This is a genomic window from Microcella sp. (assembly GCF_046296455.1).
In the GTDB taxonomy this organism is placed as follows: domain Bacteria; phylum Actinomycetota; class Actinomycetes; order Actinomycetales; family Microbacteriaceae; genus Microcella.
This window is the reverse complement of the sequence record NZ_JBKBLF010000001.1, coordinates 70,558-87,465: the sequence shown is the minus strand read 5'-3', so window position 1 is coordinate 87,465 and position 16,908 is coordinate 70,558. Positions and strand designations below refer to the sequence as shown.

General features: G+C 69.3%; 16 protein-coding genes. 7 read left to right on the top strand and 9 right to left on the bottom strand.

The window, feature by feature from the left end:
- Positions 1 to 31: 31 nt before the first annotated feature.
- The 8 genes from ACK4HH_RS00400 to sdhC form a co-directional block, all read right to left on the bottom strand.
- A complete protein-coding gene (locus ACK4HH_RS00400; RefSeq protein ID WP_409647109.1) occupies positions 32 to 814 on the bottom strand; it encodes an HAD family hydrolase in 783 nt (260 codons plus the stop codon).
- Complete coding sequence (trpS, locus tag ACK4HH_RS00395) at positions 811 to 1,815, bottom strand: tryptophan--tRNA ligase (protein WP_409647106.1); 1,005 nt, start codon at positions 1,813 to 1,815, stop codon at positions 811 to 813. The genes ACK4HH_RS00400 and trpS overlap by 4 nt, the downstream gene beginning before the upstream one ends.
- Positions 1,816 to 1,850: 35 nt before the next feature.
- A complete protein-coding gene (locus ACK4HH_RS00390) occupies positions 1,851 to 2,699 on the bottom strand; it encodes an exodeoxyribonuclease III (protein ID WP_409647103.1) in 849 nt (282 codons plus the stop codon).
- A 55-nt stretch (positions 2,700 to 2,754) separates the two neighbouring features.
- On the bottom strand, positions 2,755 to 3,798 hold the full coding sequence (locus ACK4HH_RS00385) for a YihY/virulence factor BrkB family protein (RefSeq protein ID WP_409647100.1): 1,044 nt from the start codon (positions 3,796 to 3,798) through the stop codon (positions 2,755 to 2,757).
- A 62-nt stretch (positions 3,799 to 3,860) separates the two neighbouring features.
- Positions 3,861 to 4,616 carry a succinate dehydrogenase iron-sulfur subunit gene (locus tag ACK4HH_RS00380; protein WP_409647097.1) on the bottom strand — a complete coding sequence of 252 codons (756 nt, stop codon included), beginning with the start codon at positions 4,614 to 4,616 and terminating at the stop codon, positions 3,861 to 3,863.
- Positions 4,616 to 6,391, bottom strand: a complete 1,776-nt coding sequence (gene sdhA, locus ACK4HH_RS00375; protein ID WP_409647094.1) for a succinate dehydrogenase flavoprotein subunit — start codon at positions 6,389 to 6,391, stop codon at positions 4,616 to 4,618. The genes ACK4HH_RS00380 and sdhA overlap by 1 nt, the downstream gene beginning before the upstream one ends.
- Positions 6,392 to 6,417: 26 nt before the next feature.
- Positions 6,418 to 6,864 carry a succinate dehydrogenase, hydrophobic membrane anchor protein gene (sdhD, locus tag ACK4HH_RS00370; protein WP_409647092.1) on the bottom strand — a complete coding sequence of 149 codons (447 nt, stop codon included), beginning with the start codon at positions 6,862 to 6,864 and terminating at the stop codon, positions 6,418 to 6,420.
- Positions 6,865 to 6,866: 2 nt separating this feature from the next.
- Positions 6,867 to 7,283: a succinate dehydrogenase, cytochrome b556 subunit gene (sdhC, locus tag ACK4HH_RS00365; RefSeq protein ID WP_409647089.1), complete on the bottom strand. Its 417-nt coding sequence runs from the start codon at positions 7,281 to 7,283 to the stop codon at positions 6,867 to 6,869.
- A 189-nt stretch (positions 7,284 to 7,472) separates the two neighbouring features.
- Between sdhC and ACK4HH_RS00360 the strand changes: the two genes are divergently transcribed.
- From ACK4HH_RS00360 to ACK4HH_RS00330, 7 genes are all read left to right on the top strand, one after another.
- Positions 7,473 to 8,594 carry a mannose-1-phosphate guanylyltransferase gene (locus tag ACK4HH_RS00360; RefSeq protein WP_409647086.1) on the top strand — a complete coding sequence of 374 codons (1,122 nt, stop codon included), beginning with the start codon at positions 7,473 to 7,475 and terminating at the stop codon, positions 8,592 to 8,594.
- Positions 8,595 to 8,828: 234 nt separating this feature from the next.
- Positions 8,829 to 9,908: a BMP family protein gene (locus ACK4HH_RS00355; protein WP_409647083.1), complete on the top strand. Its 1,080-nt coding sequence runs from the start codon at positions 8,829 to 8,831 to the stop codon at positions 9,906 to 9,908.
- Between the two features lie 237 nt (positions 9,909 to 10,145).
- The gene (locus ACK4HH_RS00350; RefSeq protein WP_409647081.1) at positions 10,146 to 11,660 is read left to right on the top strand and encodes an ABC transporter ATP-binding protein; all 1,515 of its coding nucleotides are present in this window, start codon (positions 10,146 to 10,148) and stop codon (positions 11,658 to 11,660) included.
- Positions 11,657 to 12,907, top strand: a complete 1,251-nt coding sequence (locus ACK4HH_RS00345; RefSeq protein WP_409647078.1) for an ABC transporter permease — start codon at positions 11,657 to 11,659, stop codon at positions 12,905 to 12,907. The genes ACK4HH_RS00350 and ACK4HH_RS00345 overlap by 4 nt, the downstream gene beginning before the upstream one ends.
- The gene (locus ACK4HH_RS00340; protein ID WP_409647075.1) at positions 12,904 to 14,190 is read left to right on the top strand and encodes an ABC transporter permease; all 1,287 of its coding nucleotides are present in this window, start codon (positions 12,904 to 12,906) and stop codon (positions 14,188 to 14,190) included. The genes ACK4HH_RS00345 and ACK4HH_RS00340 overlap by 4 nt, the downstream gene beginning before the upstream one ends.
- Before the next feature lie 11 nt (positions 14,191 to 14,201).
- Entirely contained in the window at positions 14,202 to 14,612 is a 411-nt protein-coding gene (locus ACK4HH_RS00335; protein ID WP_409647071.1) for a cytidine deaminase, read from the top strand.
- A 22-nt stretch (positions 14,613 to 14,634) separates the two neighbouring features.
- Positions 14,635 to 15,930: a thymidine phosphorylase gene (locus ACK4HH_RS00330; RefSeq protein ID WP_409647069.1), complete on the top strand. Its 1,296-nt coding sequence runs from the start codon at positions 14,635 to 14,637 to the stop codon at positions 15,928 to 15,930.
- Here the strand turns inward: ACK4HH_RS00330 and ACK4HH_RS00325 are convergent.
- Entirely contained in the window at positions 15,927 to 16,892 is a 966-nt protein-coding gene (locus ACK4HH_RS00325; protein ID WP_409647067.1) for a nucleoside hydrolase, read from the bottom strand. The genes ACK4HH_RS00330 and ACK4HH_RS00325 overlap by 4 nt on opposite strands.
- Between the last annotated feature and the right edge of the window lie 16 nt (positions 16,893 to 16,908).

Genomic DNA, 16,908 nt, shown 5'->3' with positions numbered 1-16,908 from the left:
TGCACGTGTTCGGTTGGCGCTTCTCGCCGAGCTAGCGGGTCAGGAGGGCGGACAGGGCGAGCAGGTTCGGGATGCTCGGCACGCCCGCGGGCGCATCGCCCTCGGCGCGGTCGGTCAGCGGGTTGCGATCGCGGCCGCGGTCGAGCCAGATGCCGAGCATCCCGGCTTCGTGCGCCCCGACGGCGTCGGTGCGCACCCGGTCGCCCACGTAGGCGCACTGCGCAGGCTCGACCTCGAAGGCGCGGGCCGCGGCGTGGAAGATCGCTCGGTCGGGCTTGGTGACGCCGAGCTCGCCCGAGGCGATGACGCGGCCCCGCCGGGCCGGCTCGTCGATCGAGCCGTCGGCGCGCGCGGCCGTGAGGTCGAGGCGGTCCCAGAGGCCGATCCGTGACAGCTTGTCGGTCTGGAAGGCGAGGTCGCCGTTGGTGATGATCCCCACGCGCACGGGGGGCAGCGCGTCGAGCGCGGGCAGCACGTCGTCGAACAGCCTCCACGCGTCGCGGTAGCCGACGAGGTAGCGCTCGAACCACGTGAGCGCCTCGTCGTCGCCGACCTCGACGCCGTAGGGCGCCATCAGGTCGCGCGCCCGCGCAACCCGCTGGCCCAGGTAGGTGAGCTCGCCCGTGAGGTAGCGCGCGTAGTGGCGCTCTTCGAGCTCGGCCCAACGACGTTGCACGGCCGCGGTGTCGTCGGCCGCGAACGCCCCGCCCGCCGTCGACTGCGCGAGCGCGATCGCCTCATCGACCGCCCGGGTGTGGGCCATGAGCGTGTCGTCGAGGTCGAACAGCACGACCTCGATCGGCGAGCCGCTCACGCGCGCGGCAGGAATCCGAGCGCGTCGTACACGCGCGCGAGCGTCGCATCCGCGATGACGGATGCCCGCTCCGCGTTGATCGCGAGCAGCCGGTCGAGCTCGGCGGGGTCGTCGAGCAGCTCGAGGGTGCGCTCGCGGATCGGCGAGAACGCCTCGACCACGGCCTCGGCAACCGCCGTCTTGAGCGCGCCGTACTGCAGGCCGTCGAACGACGCGACGAGAGCATCCATGCCCTGACCGGTCAGCAGCGACAGGATCGACAGCAGGTTCGACACCCCCGGCTTCTCGACGGGGTCGTACGCGACGACGCCCGACGAGTCGGTCACCGCCGACTTGACCTTCTTGGTCAGCACCGACGGCTCGTCCATGAGCCACAGGATGCCCGCCGGGCTCTCGCCCGACTTCGACATCTTCGACCCCGGGTTCTGCAGGTCGTACACCTTGGCGGTCTCGCGGAGGATGCGCACCTCGGGCACGACGAGGGTGTCGCCGAAGCGCGCGTTGAAGCGCGTGGCGAGGTCGCGCGTCAGCTCGATGTGCTGCCGCTGGTCTTCACCCACAGGCACGACCACGGCGTCGTAGAGCAGGATGTCGGCGGCCTGCAGGATCGGGTAGGTGAAGAGCCCGACCGACGCGAGGTCGGCGCCGCCCTTCGCCGACTTGTCTTTGAACTGGGTCATGCGGCTGGCCTCGCCGAAGCCCGTGATGGTGTTGAGCACCCACGCGAGCTGCGCGTGCGCGCTCACGTGCGACTGCACGAACAGCGTCGAGTGCTCGGGGTCGATGCCCGCCGCGATGTACTGCGCGGCCGTGCGGCGGGTCTGCTCGCGCAGCGCGGCCGGGTCTTGCGGCACCGTGATGGCGTGCAGGTCGACGACGCAGAACACGGCGTCGTGGGTCGCCTGCATGTCGCGCCACTGCAGCAGGGCTCCGGCGTAGTTGCCGAGGTGCAGGCTGGCGGCGGAGGGCTGCATGCCCGAGAACAGGCGCGGGAGGCTCATGCGATCAGTCTTTCAGGTGGATGCTCGGACTGAGTTCAGGGCAACTCGTAGTCGACAACCACGGGCGCGTGGTCGCTCCACCGGGTGTCCCACGAGGGTGCGCGGTCGACGGCGTACGACTGCACGGTCGCCGCGAGGGCCGGCGTCGCCACGTGGTAGTCGATGCGCCAGCCGGTGTCGGTGTCGAAGGCCTGGCCGCGCTGCGACCACCAGGTGTAGGGGCCGGGCACTTCACCGGCGTGCACGCGGCCCACGTCGACCCACCCGAGGCCGGGGCGCTCGACGCCGTCGACGCACGCGACGGGAGCATCCAGCGCCCCGAAGAACCGGTCGAAGTAGGCGCGCTCGTCGAGCAAGAAGCCCGCGTTCTTGCGGTTGCCCTTCCAGTTCTTGATGTCGAGCTCGCGGTGGCCGACGTTGAGGTCGCCGACGACGAGGGCGTAGGGGGAGTGCGCGGCGAGCAGCGGCAGCCGCTCGGTCATGGCGTCGAGAAACTTGTACTTCTCAACCTGCTTGGGGGTGTCGACCTCGCCCGAGTGCACGTAGCAGCTGACGACCGTGAGCGTCGTGCCGTCGATGTCGAGGTCAGCCTCGAGCCAGCGGCCGGCCGAGTCGAAGTCGTCGGGGCCGAGCGCGACGCGGTGGGCGGCGAACTCGCGGCGCGCGGCGATCGCGACGCCCGCGCGGCCCTTGGCGGTGGCGGCGTCGTGCAGCACGGTCCAGTCGGGGCCGAGGAGCCCCGTGACGTCGTCGGTGGATGCCCGCACCTCTTGCATCGCGAGCACATCGACATCGCGGCTCGCGAGCCAGTCGCCCATGCCTTTGCGGTACGAGGCGCGGATGCCGTTGACATTGACAGAGGCGATGCGCACGCGGGTCGACATGCGCTCATTCTAGAAGCGGCGACCGACAGGTCGCCGAGTCGCGGAATGAGTTCGGTCAGGTGCGAGGGCCGAACAGCCGCCGCAGCCACGGCCGATCGTCGGCCGCGGGCTTGGGCTCGTGCGCGGCGACGAGGGCCCGCGCCCGCTCGAGCCGTTGCGCGTGGGCGACCTCGTCGAGCACGAGCTGCTCGTCGCTCACGCTCACCGCGATCCACGATGCGGCGATGAGGATCACCTGGCAGACGAAGTTGAACCAGATCAGCAGACCCAGCAGCACCGCGAACGAGGCGAGGAGCGGGTTGTTGCTGGCTCCGCCGAGCAGGCTCGTGCCGAGCACCTTGAGCGCCCCGAGCGCGAGCGCGCCGAGCAGGGCGCCCTGCCGCAGGTGGCGCAACGGCACGTTGACGCCCGCGAGCACGCGGTAGAGCATCCCCAGCACGACGGCATCGAGCGCGAACATGACGCCGAGCGTGACCAGGCGGCCGAGCACGGCATTGAGGGTGGTGTCGCGCGCCCCCAGGCTGTCGAGCAGGCCCTCGAGCGCGACCGTGCCGAGCACCGCGAGCACCGACGAGAGCGCGAGCAGAGCCCCGAACCCCACGGCGAGGCCGAGGTCTTTGAGCTTGAGCAGCACGGGGTTCATGCGCGAGCCGGGAAGGTCGAGAATCGTGCGCACGGCGTCGCGGGCCCCGGCCAGCCAGCCGAGGGCCGAGAAGAGCAGGCCGATGAGGGCGACGGCGCCCGTCCAGCCGAAGACGCCCGCCGAGAGCAGCGCCTCGGGGTCGATGACGCCCTCGCCCCCATCGGTCGCGATGAGGCCCGGCACGGTCTGGGCGAGCACGTCGATGAGCGCCTCGCGCAGCCCGTAGTTCGCGACGAGCACGAGCCCGGCGATCGCGAAGCCGACCCAGAGCCCGGCGAAGACGGCGAAGATCGCTTGGAACGCGAGGCCTGCCGCGAGCAGCGGCCCGCGCTTCTCTCCGTAGAGCGTGAACACGCGCACGGGCTTGAGCGCCATGACCCACGCGGTCACGCGGCCGATCCACGCCATGAGGCGCCCCCACCAGCCGGTGGGCTTGGGGGCGGCGGGCTCGGTCACCCCGCCACCATAGCGAAGGCCCCGGGGGGAGACCCGGGGCCTTCGCTATGCGAGAGAGGATGCTACGGGCGGCCCCGCAGGATCGCCTGCTTCACCTCAGAGATCGCCTTCGTGACCTCGATGCCGCGCGGGCACGCCTCCGAGCAGTTGAAGGTCGTGCGGCAGCGCCACACGCCCTCTTTGTCGTTGAGGATGTCGAGGCGCACCTGGGCGGCCTCGTCGCGGCTGTCGAAGATGAAGCGGTGCGCGTTGACGATCGCGGCCGGCCCGAAGTACTGCCCATCGGTCCAGAACACGGGGCACGACGAGGTGCACGCGGCGCACAGGATGCACTTGGTCGTGTCGTCGAAGCGCGCGCGCTCTTCGATCGACTGGATGCGCTCCTTCTCGGGCTTCGAGCTCGACTGCAGGAAGGGCTGCACCTGGCGGTACGACGCGAAGAAGGGCTCCATGTCGACGATGAGGTCCTTCTCCAGCGGCAGGCCCTTGATGGCCTCGATGTAGATGGGCTTCGTGATGTCGAGGTCTTTGATGAGCGTCTTGCACGCGAGGCGGTTGCGGCCGTTGATGCGCATGGCGTCAGAGCCGCAGATGCCGTGGGCGCACGAGCGGCGGAACGAGAGCGTGCCGTCTTGGTCCCACTTCACCTTGTGCAGGGCATCCAGCACGCGGTCGGTCGAGTACATCTGCACGTCGAAGTCCTGCCAGTACGGCTCGGCGTCCTTCTCGGGGTCGAAGCGCCGGATGATGACCGTGACGGTGAACTCCTGAACGGCCCCGACCTCGGCGGTCGTGTCGGTCGCGGTCGCGGTCGCCATCAGTACTTCCTCTCCATCGGCTGGTAGTGCGTGATCACGACGGGCTTCCAGTCCATGCGGATGTGGTCGCTCGCGTCGGCGCTGTGCGCGTCGCCCGTGAGGTAGGCCATCGTGTGCTGCATGTAGTCGGCGTCGTTGCGGTCGGGGTAGTCGTCGCGCATGTGGCCGCCGCGGCTCTCTTTGCGGTTGCGGGCCGAGTAGACGACGACCTCGGCGATGTCGAGCAAGAAGCCGAGCTCGATCGCCTCGAGCAGGTCGGTGTTGAACCGCTTGCCCCGGTCTTGGATGCCGATGTTCTGGTAGCGGTCGCGCAAGCGCTGGATGGTGTTGGTCACGCTCTCGAGGCTCTCCTCGGTGCGGAACACCTGCGCGTTCTTGTCCATCTCCTCCTGCAGCTCTTTGCGGATCGCTGCGACCCGCTCGGTGCCGTTCGACGTGCGCAGGCGCTCGACGAGCTCGCGCACCTCTTTCGCCGGGTCCTCGGGCAGCGGCACGAACTCGGCCGAGTTCGCGTACTCGACCGAGTAGCGGCCGGCGCGCTTGCCGAAGACGTTGATGTCGAGCAGCGAGTTGGTGCCGAGGCGGTTCGAGCCGTGCACCGAGACGCACGCGCACTCGCCCGCGGCATAGAGGCCCGGGATGACGGTGTCGTTGTCGCTCAGCACCTCGGCCTTGATGTTGGTCGGGATGCCGCCCATCGCGTAGTGGGCCGTCGGCATGACGGGCACCGGTTCGACGACGGGATCGACGCCGAGGTAGGTGCGGGCGAACTCGGTGATGTCGGGCAGCTTGGTCTCGAGTACCTCGGCGCCCAGGTGGGTGCAGTCGAGCAGCACGTAGTCCTTGTTCGGCCCGGCGCCGCGGCCTTCGGCGACCTCCTGCACCATGCAGCGCGAGATGATGTCGCGCGGCGCGAGGTCTTTGATGGTCGGGGCGTAGCGCTCCATGAAGCGCTCGCCGCTCGCGTTGCGCAGAATGGCGCCCTCGCCGCGAGCACCCTCGGTGAGCAGGATGCCCAGGCCGGCCAGCCCGGTCGGGTGGAACTGGAAGAACTCCATGTCTTCGAGCGGGATGCCCTTGCGCCAGATGATGCCGACGCCGTCGCCCGTGAGGGTGTGGGCGTTCGAGGTGGTCTTGTAGATCTTGCCGAAGCCGCCCGTGGCGAAGACGACGCTCTTGGCGTGGAAGACGTGCAGGTCGCCCGTCGCGAGCTCGTAGGCGACGACGCCCGCGGCCTTGCCCTCGTTCATCACCAGGTCGAGCACGTAGTACTCGTTGTAGAACTCGATGCCGAGCTTGACGCAGTTCTGGAACAGCGTCTGCAGGATCATGTGGCCCGTACGGTCGGCCGCGTAGCAGGCCCGGCGCACCGGAGCCTTGCCGTGGTCGCGCGTGTGCCCGCCGAAGCGGCGCTGGTCGATCTTGCCGTCGGGCGTGCGGTTGAAGGGCAGACCCATGTTCTCGAGGTCGATGATCGCGTCGATAGCCTCTTTCGCGAGGATCTCGGCCGCGTCCTGGTCGACGAGGTAGTCGCCGCCCTTGACGGTGTCGAAGGTGTGCCACTCCCAGCTGTCCTCTTCGACGTTCGCGAGGGCGGCGGCCATGCCGCCCTGCGCGGCGCCCGTGTGCGAGCGCGTCGGGTAGAGCTTCGAGATGACGGCGGTCTTGGCGTTCGGGCCGGCCTCGATCGCGGCGCGCATGCCGGCACCGCCGGCACCGACGATCACGACGTCGAACTGGTGCTGGTGCACGGTGGGTGCGGCAGGCGCACTCATGGTCTCGGTACTCGGAGTTGCGGAAGTCACAGGATGTCCTCACAGAACGAAGCGACGAGCTCGGGGTCGGCCCCGGCCGGGCAGGGGTCGAAGGTGAACAGCACGAGCGTGCCGAGCACGAGCAGCACGGCGGTCGACGCGATGAGCGCCGTGTGCAGGATGCGCCGCACGCTCGCTGTGGCGACGTAGTCGTTGACGATCGTGCGCATGCCGTTCGTGCCGTGGATGAGCGCCAGCACGAGCAGCGCGAAGTCGTACCACTGCCAGAACGGGTCGCTGAGCTTGCCCGCGACGAAGGCGAAGTCGATCTGGCTCACGCCGTCGCCCAAGAAGAGGTTGACGAAGAGGTGGCCGAAGATCAGCACGACGAGCAGAACGCCCGAGACGCGCATGTAGATCCAGCCCCATTTCTCCCAGTTGATGCCGCGGCGCGTGGTCGCGTAGGGGCTGCGGGGTGCGTCGATGGTCGTCATGATCAGCCTCCGAAGACGTGCATGAGGTGACGGGGGGTGAAGCCGATCATCAAGACCAGCCAGACGCCGAGCACGACGTAGAACATCGCCTTCTGGTGCCGCGTGCCGACGCCCCAGAAGTCGACGAGGATGATGCGCAGCCCGTTGAGCGCGTGGAACCCGATCGCGCCGACGAGCGCGAGCTCGCCGAGCCCCATGATGGGCGTCTTGTAGGCGCCGATCACGACGTTGTACGCCTCGGGGCTCACGCGCACGAGGGCCGTGTCGAGGATGTGCACGAGCAGGAAGAAGTAGATCGCCACACCCGTGATGCGGTGCAGCACCCACGACCACATGCCTTCGTTCCCGCGGTAGAGCGTGCCGCCGGGAATGACCGATCGGCGGGGAACGGGTACTTCGATGGTTGCCGACGAGCTCATCGCTCCGGCTCCCGATGCCTTCGCTGGCACGAGAAACCCTCCTCAGGGCAGTGACGACGCGCGCGGTCGCCCGCGCTCGTGGACTCCGGTTGGATTCCGATTCTCAGCTGGTGGTCGCCGATACACGCAGTCTACGTCGAGTTTTCTGAGTGCTCGGAACGGCGCGGGCCTGCCGATAGGGTGGCGCGCATGCACGCACTCGAGGGGGCTCTTCCCGACTTCTATGCCGTCATCCCCGCGGGAGGCGTCGGGTCGCGCCTCTGGCCCCTCTCTCGGGCCGAGGCCCCGAAGTTTCTGCACGACCTCACGGGCAGCGGGCAGACCCTGCTGCGCGACACCTGGAACCGCGTGCTGCCGCTCGCGGGCAGCGCCGGCATCATGGTCGTCACGGGGCGCGCGCACCGCACCGCGGTGCAGCAGCAACTGCCCGAGCTGACCGAGGCGAACATCGTGCTCGAGAGCGAGCCGAAAGAGTCGTCGGCGGCGATCGGGCTCGCGGCGGCCATCCTGCACCGTCGACACCCCGACGTCGTGGTGGGGTCGTTCGCGGCCGACCACGTGATCACCGATGGCGAGCGCTTTCGTCACGCCGTCGCCGAGGCCGTTGCGGTGGCCCGCCAGGGGTACATCACGACGATCGGCATCACGCCGACCGAGCCCTCGGTGGGCTTCGGCTACATCCTGTGCGGCGAGCGGCTCTCGATCGAGGGTGCCGCGCACGCGCACATGGTGCAGAACTTCGTCGAGAAGCCCGACCTCGAGACCGCGACCGCCTACCTCGCCTCGGGCGACTACCTCTGGAACGGCGGCATGTTCATCGCGCGCGCCGACCAGCTTCTGGCGCAGCTGGCCGAGACCCAGCCGATGCTGCACGAGGGGCTGCTCGAGATCGCCGCGGCGTGGGACACCTCGAAGCGCGACATCGTCGTCGACGCGGTGTGGCCGCTGCTACCGAAGATCGCGATCGACTACAGCGTGGCCGAGCCCGCCGCCGCGGCCGGCCGGCTGGCGGTCGTGCGCGGCGACTTTCCCTGGGACGACGTCGGCGACTTCTCGTCGCTCGCCAAGCTGCTCTCGGGCGGCCGCCCGGGCGACCTGGCGATCCTCGGCGAGGGCGCCCGCGTGCTCGCCGACTCGTCGAGCGGCGTCGTGGTCAGCCAGAGCAAGCGGCTCATCTCGCTCATCGGGGTCACCGACATCGTCGTCGTCGATACTCCGGATGCCCTGCTCGTGACCACGCGCGAGCACGCGCAGCGCGTCAAGAGCGTCGTCGACGCCATCAAGCAGGCCGGTCGCGACGACCTGCTCTAGCCGCCCGGCGCGACCTCGGAGCGGCTCGCGCCGCGCATCCGTTCTGCTCATTCGCGCACGCGCGTGCGCATCTCGTGCGTGCCGCCCAGCATTTCCGCGGGATTACGGCCGCGTCCCGGATTCGTAACGCTTGCATCACCAGGGGCCTTCGGCACTCCTGCAAGACCCGTGCGTTCGCTAACGTGGAGCCAATTCGCTCCAGCGTCCTGCTGGGCAGCAATTTTGGAGGACACAGTGATCATCACTACCCGTAAGCGCGCCCTCGGCGGGCTTGCCCTGCTCGGCGCGAGCGCGCTCGTGCTCGCCGGCTGCGCCGCAGCCCCCGAGGAGGCGCCCGCAGAGACCGAGGCGCTCGACTTCCTTCCCTGCATCGTCTCGGACGCCGGTGGATGGGACGACAAGTCGTTCAACGAGGCCGCGTACGAGGGCATCGAGGAGGCCGCTGCCGAGCTCGGTGTCGAGTTCGTCGCCGTCGAGTCGGCTGACGAGAACGCGTACGAGCCCAACGTGCAGCAGCTCGTCGACCAGGGCTGCGACCTGATCGTCACCGTGGGCTTCCTGCTCGCCGAGGCGACCACCAACGCGGCCGCGGCCAACCCCGACATCAACTTCGCGATCATCGATGAGTTCATCGACGCTCCGAACGTCAAGCCGATCCAGTTCAACACGGTCGAGGCGGCGTTCCTCGCCGGCTACGTCGCGGCGAGCTACTCGGAGACCGGCGTCGTCGGCACCTTCGGCGGCATCCCGATCCCGCCCGTCACCATCTTCATGGACGGCTTCGTGCAGGGCGTCGACTACTACAACGAGACCAAGGGCACCTCGGTGCAGGCGCTCGGGTGGGACCTCGAGGGCCAGACCGGCGCGTTCACCGGTGGCTTCGCCCCCGGCACCGAGGCGCTGACCACGGCGCAGGGCCTCATCGACCAGAACGCCGACGTGCTGCTGCCCGTCGGTGGCCCGATCTACTTCAGCGCTGCTGAGGCCATCCGCGACTCGGGTCGCTCGATCGCCCTCATGGGCGTCGACAAGGACATCTTCGTGTCTGACCCCGACATCGCCGACCTGGTGCTCACCTCGGTGCTGAAGAACATCGCCACGGCCGTCTACGACGTCGTGACCGGTGCGGCCACCGCTGAGTTCGACTCGAGCCCGTACGTGGGCACGCTCGACAACGGCGGCGTGGGCATCGCCGAGTTCCACGACTTCGAGTCGGCGGTCGACGCCGAGCTCGCGGGCGAGGTCGAGGCGCTCATCGCCGGCATCATCGACGGCTCGATCGAGGTCACCTCGCCGGCGTCGCCCGGTCAGTAGTCCGGAATCGTTCCACCCGGGGGAGGTCAGCGATGCTGACCTCCCCCGGTCCGTTTCGCCCACGGCGCGCCCTCGGGGCCGGATGCTCAGATGCGCAGGGATGCGCTCATATTCCGCTCTGCGCTCTCCCCTACAGTGGTGTCACGAGCACACCGCGGTCGCTTCTGCCCGCGTGCGCGCGCACCCCGCACCCGTAACAGCGCCGCCCTCGTCGCCGGCGCAGGAAGGCCAAGGAGCATGAAGCTCGAGCTTCGCGGCATCACCAAGCGCTTCGGTGCGCTGACCGCCAACGACCACATCGACCTCGTCGTCGAACCGGGCGAGATCCACTGCCTGCTCGGCGAGAACGGCGCCGGCAAGAGCACGCTCATGAACGTGCTCTACGGCCTCTACCAGGCCGACGAGGGCGAGATCCTGCTCGACGACGTCGTGCAGAAGTTCGCTGGCCCCGGCGACGCCATGAACGCCGGCATCGGCATGGTGCACCAGCACTTCATGCTCATCCCCGTCTTCACGGTGGCCGAGAACGTCATGCTCGGCCACGAGCAGACGAAGGCCGGCGGGCTGCTCGACCTCGACGCCGCGCGCGCGATGGTGCGCGAGATCTCGAGCCGGTTCGGCTTCGACATCGACCCCGACGCCAAGATCGAAGACCTGCCGGTGGGCGTTCAGCAGCGGGTCGAGATCATCAAGGCGCTCTCGCGCAACGCCAACGTGCTCGTCTTCGATGAGCCGACCGCCGTGCTGACCCCGCAAGAGACCGACGAGCTCATGGGCATCATGCGCCAGCTGCGCGACGAGGGCACCTCGATCGTCTTCATCACCCACAAGCTGCGCGAGGTGCGCGAGGTCGCCGACCGCATCACGGTCATCCGCCTCGGCAAGGTCGTGGGCGAGGCCGAGCCCACCGCGACGAACGCCGAGATGGCCTCGCTCATGGTCGGCCGCGCCGTCGAGCTCACGGTCGACAAGGCGCCCGCCCAGCCCGGTGAGCCCTCGCTCGTCGTCACCGACCTCGTCGTCACCGACCCTCGCGGCCAGGTGCTCGTCGACCACGTCTCGTTCACCCTGCACCGCGGCGAGATCCTCGCCATCGCGGGCGTGCAGGGCAACGGCCAGACCGAGCTCACCGAGGCCATCATGGGCCTGCAGCCCAAGGTTCACGGCTCCATCTCGCTCGAGGGCAACGAGCTCGTCGGCGACTCGGTTCGGCAGGTTCTGGATGCGGGGGTCGGCTTCGTGCCCGAAGACCGCACCGAAGACGGTCTCGTCGGCACCTTCTCGATCGCCGAGAACCTCATGCTCGATCGCTCGACCGGTGAGCCCTTCGTGAAGTGGGGCACGCTGCAGCTCGACGAGCTCGCGCGCTTCGCGGTCGAGCGGGTCGCCGAGTTCGACGTGCGCACGCAGGGCATCACGCAGGCGGCCGGCCGGCTCTCGGGTGGCAACCAGCAGAAGGTCGTGCTCGCGCGCGAGCTCAGTCGCGAGCTCGCCCTCTTCGTCGCCGCACAGCCCACGCGCGGGCTCGACGTCGGCTCGATCGAGTTCGTGCACAAGCGCATCGTCGCGACGCGCGACGCCGGAATCCCCGTCATCGTCGTCTCGACCGAGCTCGACGAGGTCGCGGCGCTCGCCGACCGCATCGCCGTCATGTACCGGGGCCGGATCGTCGGCATCGTTCCGGGCGATACCCCGCGCGACGTTCTGGGCCTCATGATGGCCGGAGAGACCCCCACGGAGGTGGCCGCATGAGCGACACGACCCTGAAGACGGAGACCCCCGAGGTTCCCCGCAGCAACCAGATCGTCAAAGAGATCTTCGGCGGCAGCGCAGCCATCTCGGTGCTCGCCGTCGTGCTGGCCCTCGTCTTCGGCGGCATCCTCATCGTGCTCACCGATGAGGCCGTCGCGCAGACGAGCGCCTACTTCTTCTCGCGCCCGACCGACATGCTCGCCGCGATGTGGGACGCGGTCGCGGGAGCCTACTCGGCGCTGTTCCGCGGCTCGGTGTTCAACTACCTGCGCGCCGACGACCTCGCGGTGGCGTTCCGCCCGCTCACCGAGACGCTCGCCAACGCGACGCCGCTCATCGCGGCCGGACTCGGCGTGGCCCTCGCGTTCCGGGTGGGCCTGTTCAACATCGGTGGTCGCGGGCAGATGCTCATCGCCGCCGCCGCGGCCGGGTACGTCGGGGCCTACATCCCCATGCCGCCCGTGATCCACCTGGTGGTGGCGCTCGTCGTCGGCCTCATCGGCGGCGCCCTGTGGGGCGGCATCGTCGGTCTGCTGAAGGCGCGCACGGGCGCGCACGAGGTGATCGTCACGATCATGCTCAACTACATCGCGTTCTACCTGGTCTCGTTCCTGCTGCGCACCCCGGGCGCGCTGCAGGCGCCGGGGCAGAACAACCCGAAGAGCGGCCCGATCCTCGAGACCGCCCAGTTCCCGGCGCTGCTGGGCGATCAGTACAACCTCAACCTCGGCTTCATCCTCGTGATCGTCGCGACGATCTACGTCTGGTACCTGCTCAACCGCTCAGCCATGGGCTTCCGGTTCCGCGCGGTCGGCGAGAACCCGAACGCGGCGCGCGTCGCGGGCATCAAGGTCGAGCGCGTCTACGTGCAGGTCATGCTCATCGCCGGCGCCCTCGTGGGTCTCGCCGGCGTGTACCAGGTGCTCGGCAACTTCACGGGCGGCTTCGCCTCGGGTCTGGATGCGAGCATCGGGTTCGACGCGATCACCGTGGCCCTGCTGGGGCGCTCGAAGCCCTGGGGAGTCTTCTTCGCGGGCATCCTGTTCGGCGCCCTCAAGGCCGGCAGCTACACGATGCAGGCGGCCGAGGGCATCCCGGTCGACATCGTGCTCGTCGTGCAGTCGTTCATCGTGCTCTTCATCGCGGCGCCGCCGCTCGTGCGGTCGATCTTCCGACTTCCCACCCCTGATCCGCTGTTCCAATGGCGGACCCCGAAGCTCGCCCGCAAGGCGGAGGTGACCAAGTGAGCGCCGTGACGACCACCCGCGATGCCGGGTCGGGGCTCGTCCCCACCCAGCTCATCGTGCGCAGCTGGAAGGCTCCCATCGCCTTCGCGATCTTCACCGTGCTCGGGGCCGTGCTCTTCATCGCCCTCGCGCGCGGCGGCGACACGACCTACCGCCTGAGCAACGACACCGACGCGATCGTGCTGCCCTCGATCGTGCTGCCCGCCGACGCGACGGGTCTCGTGACGGTCGTGCTCATGGCGGCGGTCGCCGTCTACGGGTTCTTGACCGTGCGGGGCGGGCGGCGCATCCCGCTCTGGCTCACCTCGCTCTTCGCGGTGCTGTTCCTGCTCGGGTTCCTCACGTGGGCGGCCGCCGGATCGACCGTGCCGCTCGTGGGCCTGCTCGCGGGTGCCCTCACGGTGAGTACGCCGCTCATCTTCGGCTCGCTCGGCGGCGTCATCAGCGAGCGCGTGGGCGTCGTCAACATCGCGATCGAGGGCCAGCTGCTCGCGGGGGCCTTCGTAGCGGCCCTCGTGGCGACCTTCACGGGTTCGGCCATCGTCGGCCTGCTCGCCGCGATGCTCGCGGGCGCGCTCGTCTCGACAATCCTCGCGGTGTTCGCCATCAAGTACCTCGTCGACCAGGTCATCGTCGGTGTCGTGCTCAACGTGCTCGTCGTCGGGCTCACGAGCTTCTTGTACTCGACGGTCATGACGGGCGACCCCGACCTGTTCAACAAGCCCGAGCGCTTCGAGCGCATCGCCATCCCGCTGCTGAGCGATATCCCCGTGCTCGGGCCGATCCTCTTCAACCAGACGATCATCGTCTACCTGATGTTCGCGCTCGTGCCCACGGTCTGGTTCGCGCTCTTCAAGACCCGCTGGGGCCTGCGCCTGCGGTCGGTCGGCGAGCACCCGAAGGCGGCCGACACGGTCGGCATCAACGTGCGCGCCACGCGGTTCTGGAACGTGCTGCTCGCGGGCCTCATCGTCGGCGGCGGCGGCGCGTTCTTCACGCTCGCGGCCATCGGCTCGTTCACGAAAGAGATGACGAACGGCGCGGGCTTCATCGCGCTCGCCGCGGTGATCTTCGGCCAGTGGAACCCGATCCGCGCAACGCTCGCGGCCCTGCTGTTCGGCTTCGCGACGAACCTGCAGTCGACGCTGTCGATCGTCGGCTCGCCCGTGCCGAGCGAGTTCATGCTCATGCTGCCGTACCTCGTCACGATCTTCGCCGTGGCCGGGCTCGTCGGGTTCTCGCGGCCGCCAGCGGCCTCGGGCAAGCCGTACGTCAAGTCGTGAGCGCAGCATCCATGACCGATATCGACTGGGATGCTCTGCGCGCGGTCGCCCTCGAGGCCATGTCGCACGCCTATGTGCCGTACTCGAACTTTCCGGTCGGGGTGGCCGCGATCGTCGACGACGGGCGCGTGATCTCGGGCTGCAACGTCGAGAACGCCTCGTACGGCCTCACGCTGTGCGCCGAGTGCGCGCTCGTGTCGAGCCTGCACATGACGGGCGGCGGCAAGCTCGTGGCCTTCACGTGCGTCGACGGCAACGGCGGCGCGCTCATGCCGTGCGGCCGCTGCCGGCAGCTGCTGTTCGAGCACTCGGCCGAGGGCATGCTGCTCGAGACCGTGTCGGGCATCCGCACGATCGATGAGGTGCTGCCCGATGCGTTCGGCCCGCGCACCCTCGCCGCCTTCCACACCACCGGCGCCTGAGCGCCCGCACAAGGAGACCACCATGGCTGTCGAGCCGTTCGACGTCGTCGACCTCATCCGCACCAAGCGCGACAAGGGCGCCCTCACCACCGAGCAGATCGGCTGGATGATCGACGCCTACACGCGCGGCTACGTCGCCGACGAGCAGATGTCGGCCATGACGATGGCGATCTTCCTCAACGGCATGACCCGCGAAGAGGTGCGCGACATGACCTTGGCGATGGTCGCCACGGGCACGCGCCTCGACTTCTCGGGCCTGTCGAAGAAGACGACCGATAAGCACTCGACCGGCGGGGTCGGCGACAAGATCACGCTGCCGCTCGCGCCCCTCGTGGCCTCGTTCGGCGTCGCGGTGCCGCAGCTCAGCGGCCGCGGGCTGGGCCACACGGGGGGAACGCTCGACAAGCTCGAGAGCATCCCGGGCTGGCGCGCGAACGTGAGCGTCGACGAGATGATGGCGCAGCTCGAGAGCGCCGGCGCCGTCGTGTGCGCCGCGGGCTCGGGCCTCGCGCCCGCCGACGGCAAGCTCTACGCGCTGCGCGACATCACCGGCACGGTCGAGTGCATCCCGCTCATCGCCTCGTCGATCATGTCGAAGAAGATCGCCGAGGGCACCGCCGCGCTCGTGCTCGACGTGAAGTTCGGCTCGGGCGCGTTCCTCAAAGACATCGAGCAGTCGCGCGAGCTCGCGAAGGTCATGGTGCGCCTGGGTGAGGATGCCGGGGTCGCCACGCGCGCGGTGCTCACGAACATGAACGTGCCGCTGGGCCTCGCCATCGGCAACGCCAACGAGGTGCGCGAGTCGGTGGAGGTGCTCGCCGGCGGCGGACCCGCCGATGTCGTCGAGCTCACGGTGACCCTCGCGCGCCACATGCTCGAGCTCGCCGGCATCACCGACGCCGATGTCGAGGGCGCCCTGCAGAACGGGCAGGCCATGGACACCTGGAACGCCATGATCCGGGCCCAGGGCGGCGACCCCGAAGCGCCCATGGCCGAGGCCGCCGAGCACCACGTCGTCACGGCCGACCGCGACGGCGTGCTCGTCGAGCAACTGGCTCTGCCCTTCGGCATCGCCGCCTGGCGCCTCGGCGCGGGCCGCGCCCGCAAGGAGGACCCGGTCGACCACGCCGCGGGCATCGACCTGCACGCGAAGCCGGGCGACACCGTGACGAAGGGCCAGCCGCTCTTCACGATGCACACCAACGAGGCGGCGCGGTTCGATCGCGCGCTCGAGGCGCTCGAGGGCGGCTACCGCATCGGCGACGCCGGCGACGAGGTCGTCACGGGCGGGCCGCTCATCGCGGGGGTCGTCGACTAGAGGTCGACAGCGCCGATGCGCTCGAGGGCATCGACGACGAGATCCCAGAAGCGGTCGTTGTCGATGTCGAGGGCGACCTGCGTCGTGCAGCCCTCGGGGGCGGGGGCGCGCAGATCGGCGACGGTCATGCCGAGCGTGAGCCCGCCCGTCAGCTCGACGTCGAGCGGCGCTGTCACGACGCGCAGCAGTGTGGGGTCGATGAGGAAGGCCACGGCGCACGGGTCGTGCACAGGCGGGTGATCGAAGCCCTGCGCGTCTTTGTACGAGTGCGCGAAGAACTCGAGCAGTTCGCCGACGAAGCGCGCGGGCGCCGTGCCGACCGCGGCGATGCGCGCGGCGACCTCATCGGTCGCGAGCGCCTGGTGGGTCGCGTCGAGGCCGATCATCGTGAGCGGCCAGGGCTCGTTGAACACGATGTGCGCCGCCTCGGGGTCGATGATGATGTTGAACTCGGCGACGGCGCTCCAGTTGCCGACGTGCACGCCGCCGCCCATGAGCACGACCTGCTTGACACGCTCGGCGAGGCGCGGCTCCTTACGCACCGCGAGCGCGATGTTCGTGAGCGCCCCGGTCGGCACGAGCGACACGGTCTTCGGCGGGTGGCTCATGACGGTGTCGATGATGAGGTCGACGGCGTGGCGCGGGTCGAGCTCGATAACCGGCTCGGGCAGCACGGGGCCGTCGAGCCCCGACTCGCCGTGGATGTCGGGAGCCGTCTCGACCGTGCGCACGAGCGGGCGGTGGGCTCCGCGGGCGATCGGCACCGCATCCATGCCGATGACGCGCGCGACCGAGAGGGCGTTGCGCGTGACCTTCTCGATGGTCTGGTTGCCCATGACGGTCGTGACCGCGAGCAGGTCGATGGCGGGCGAGCCGTGAGCGAGCAGCATCGCCACCGCGTCATCGTGGCCAGGGTCGCAGTCGAGGATGATCTTGTGCGGAGCGGAATCGGGGGTCGCCATGCCTCGAGCCTAGAGG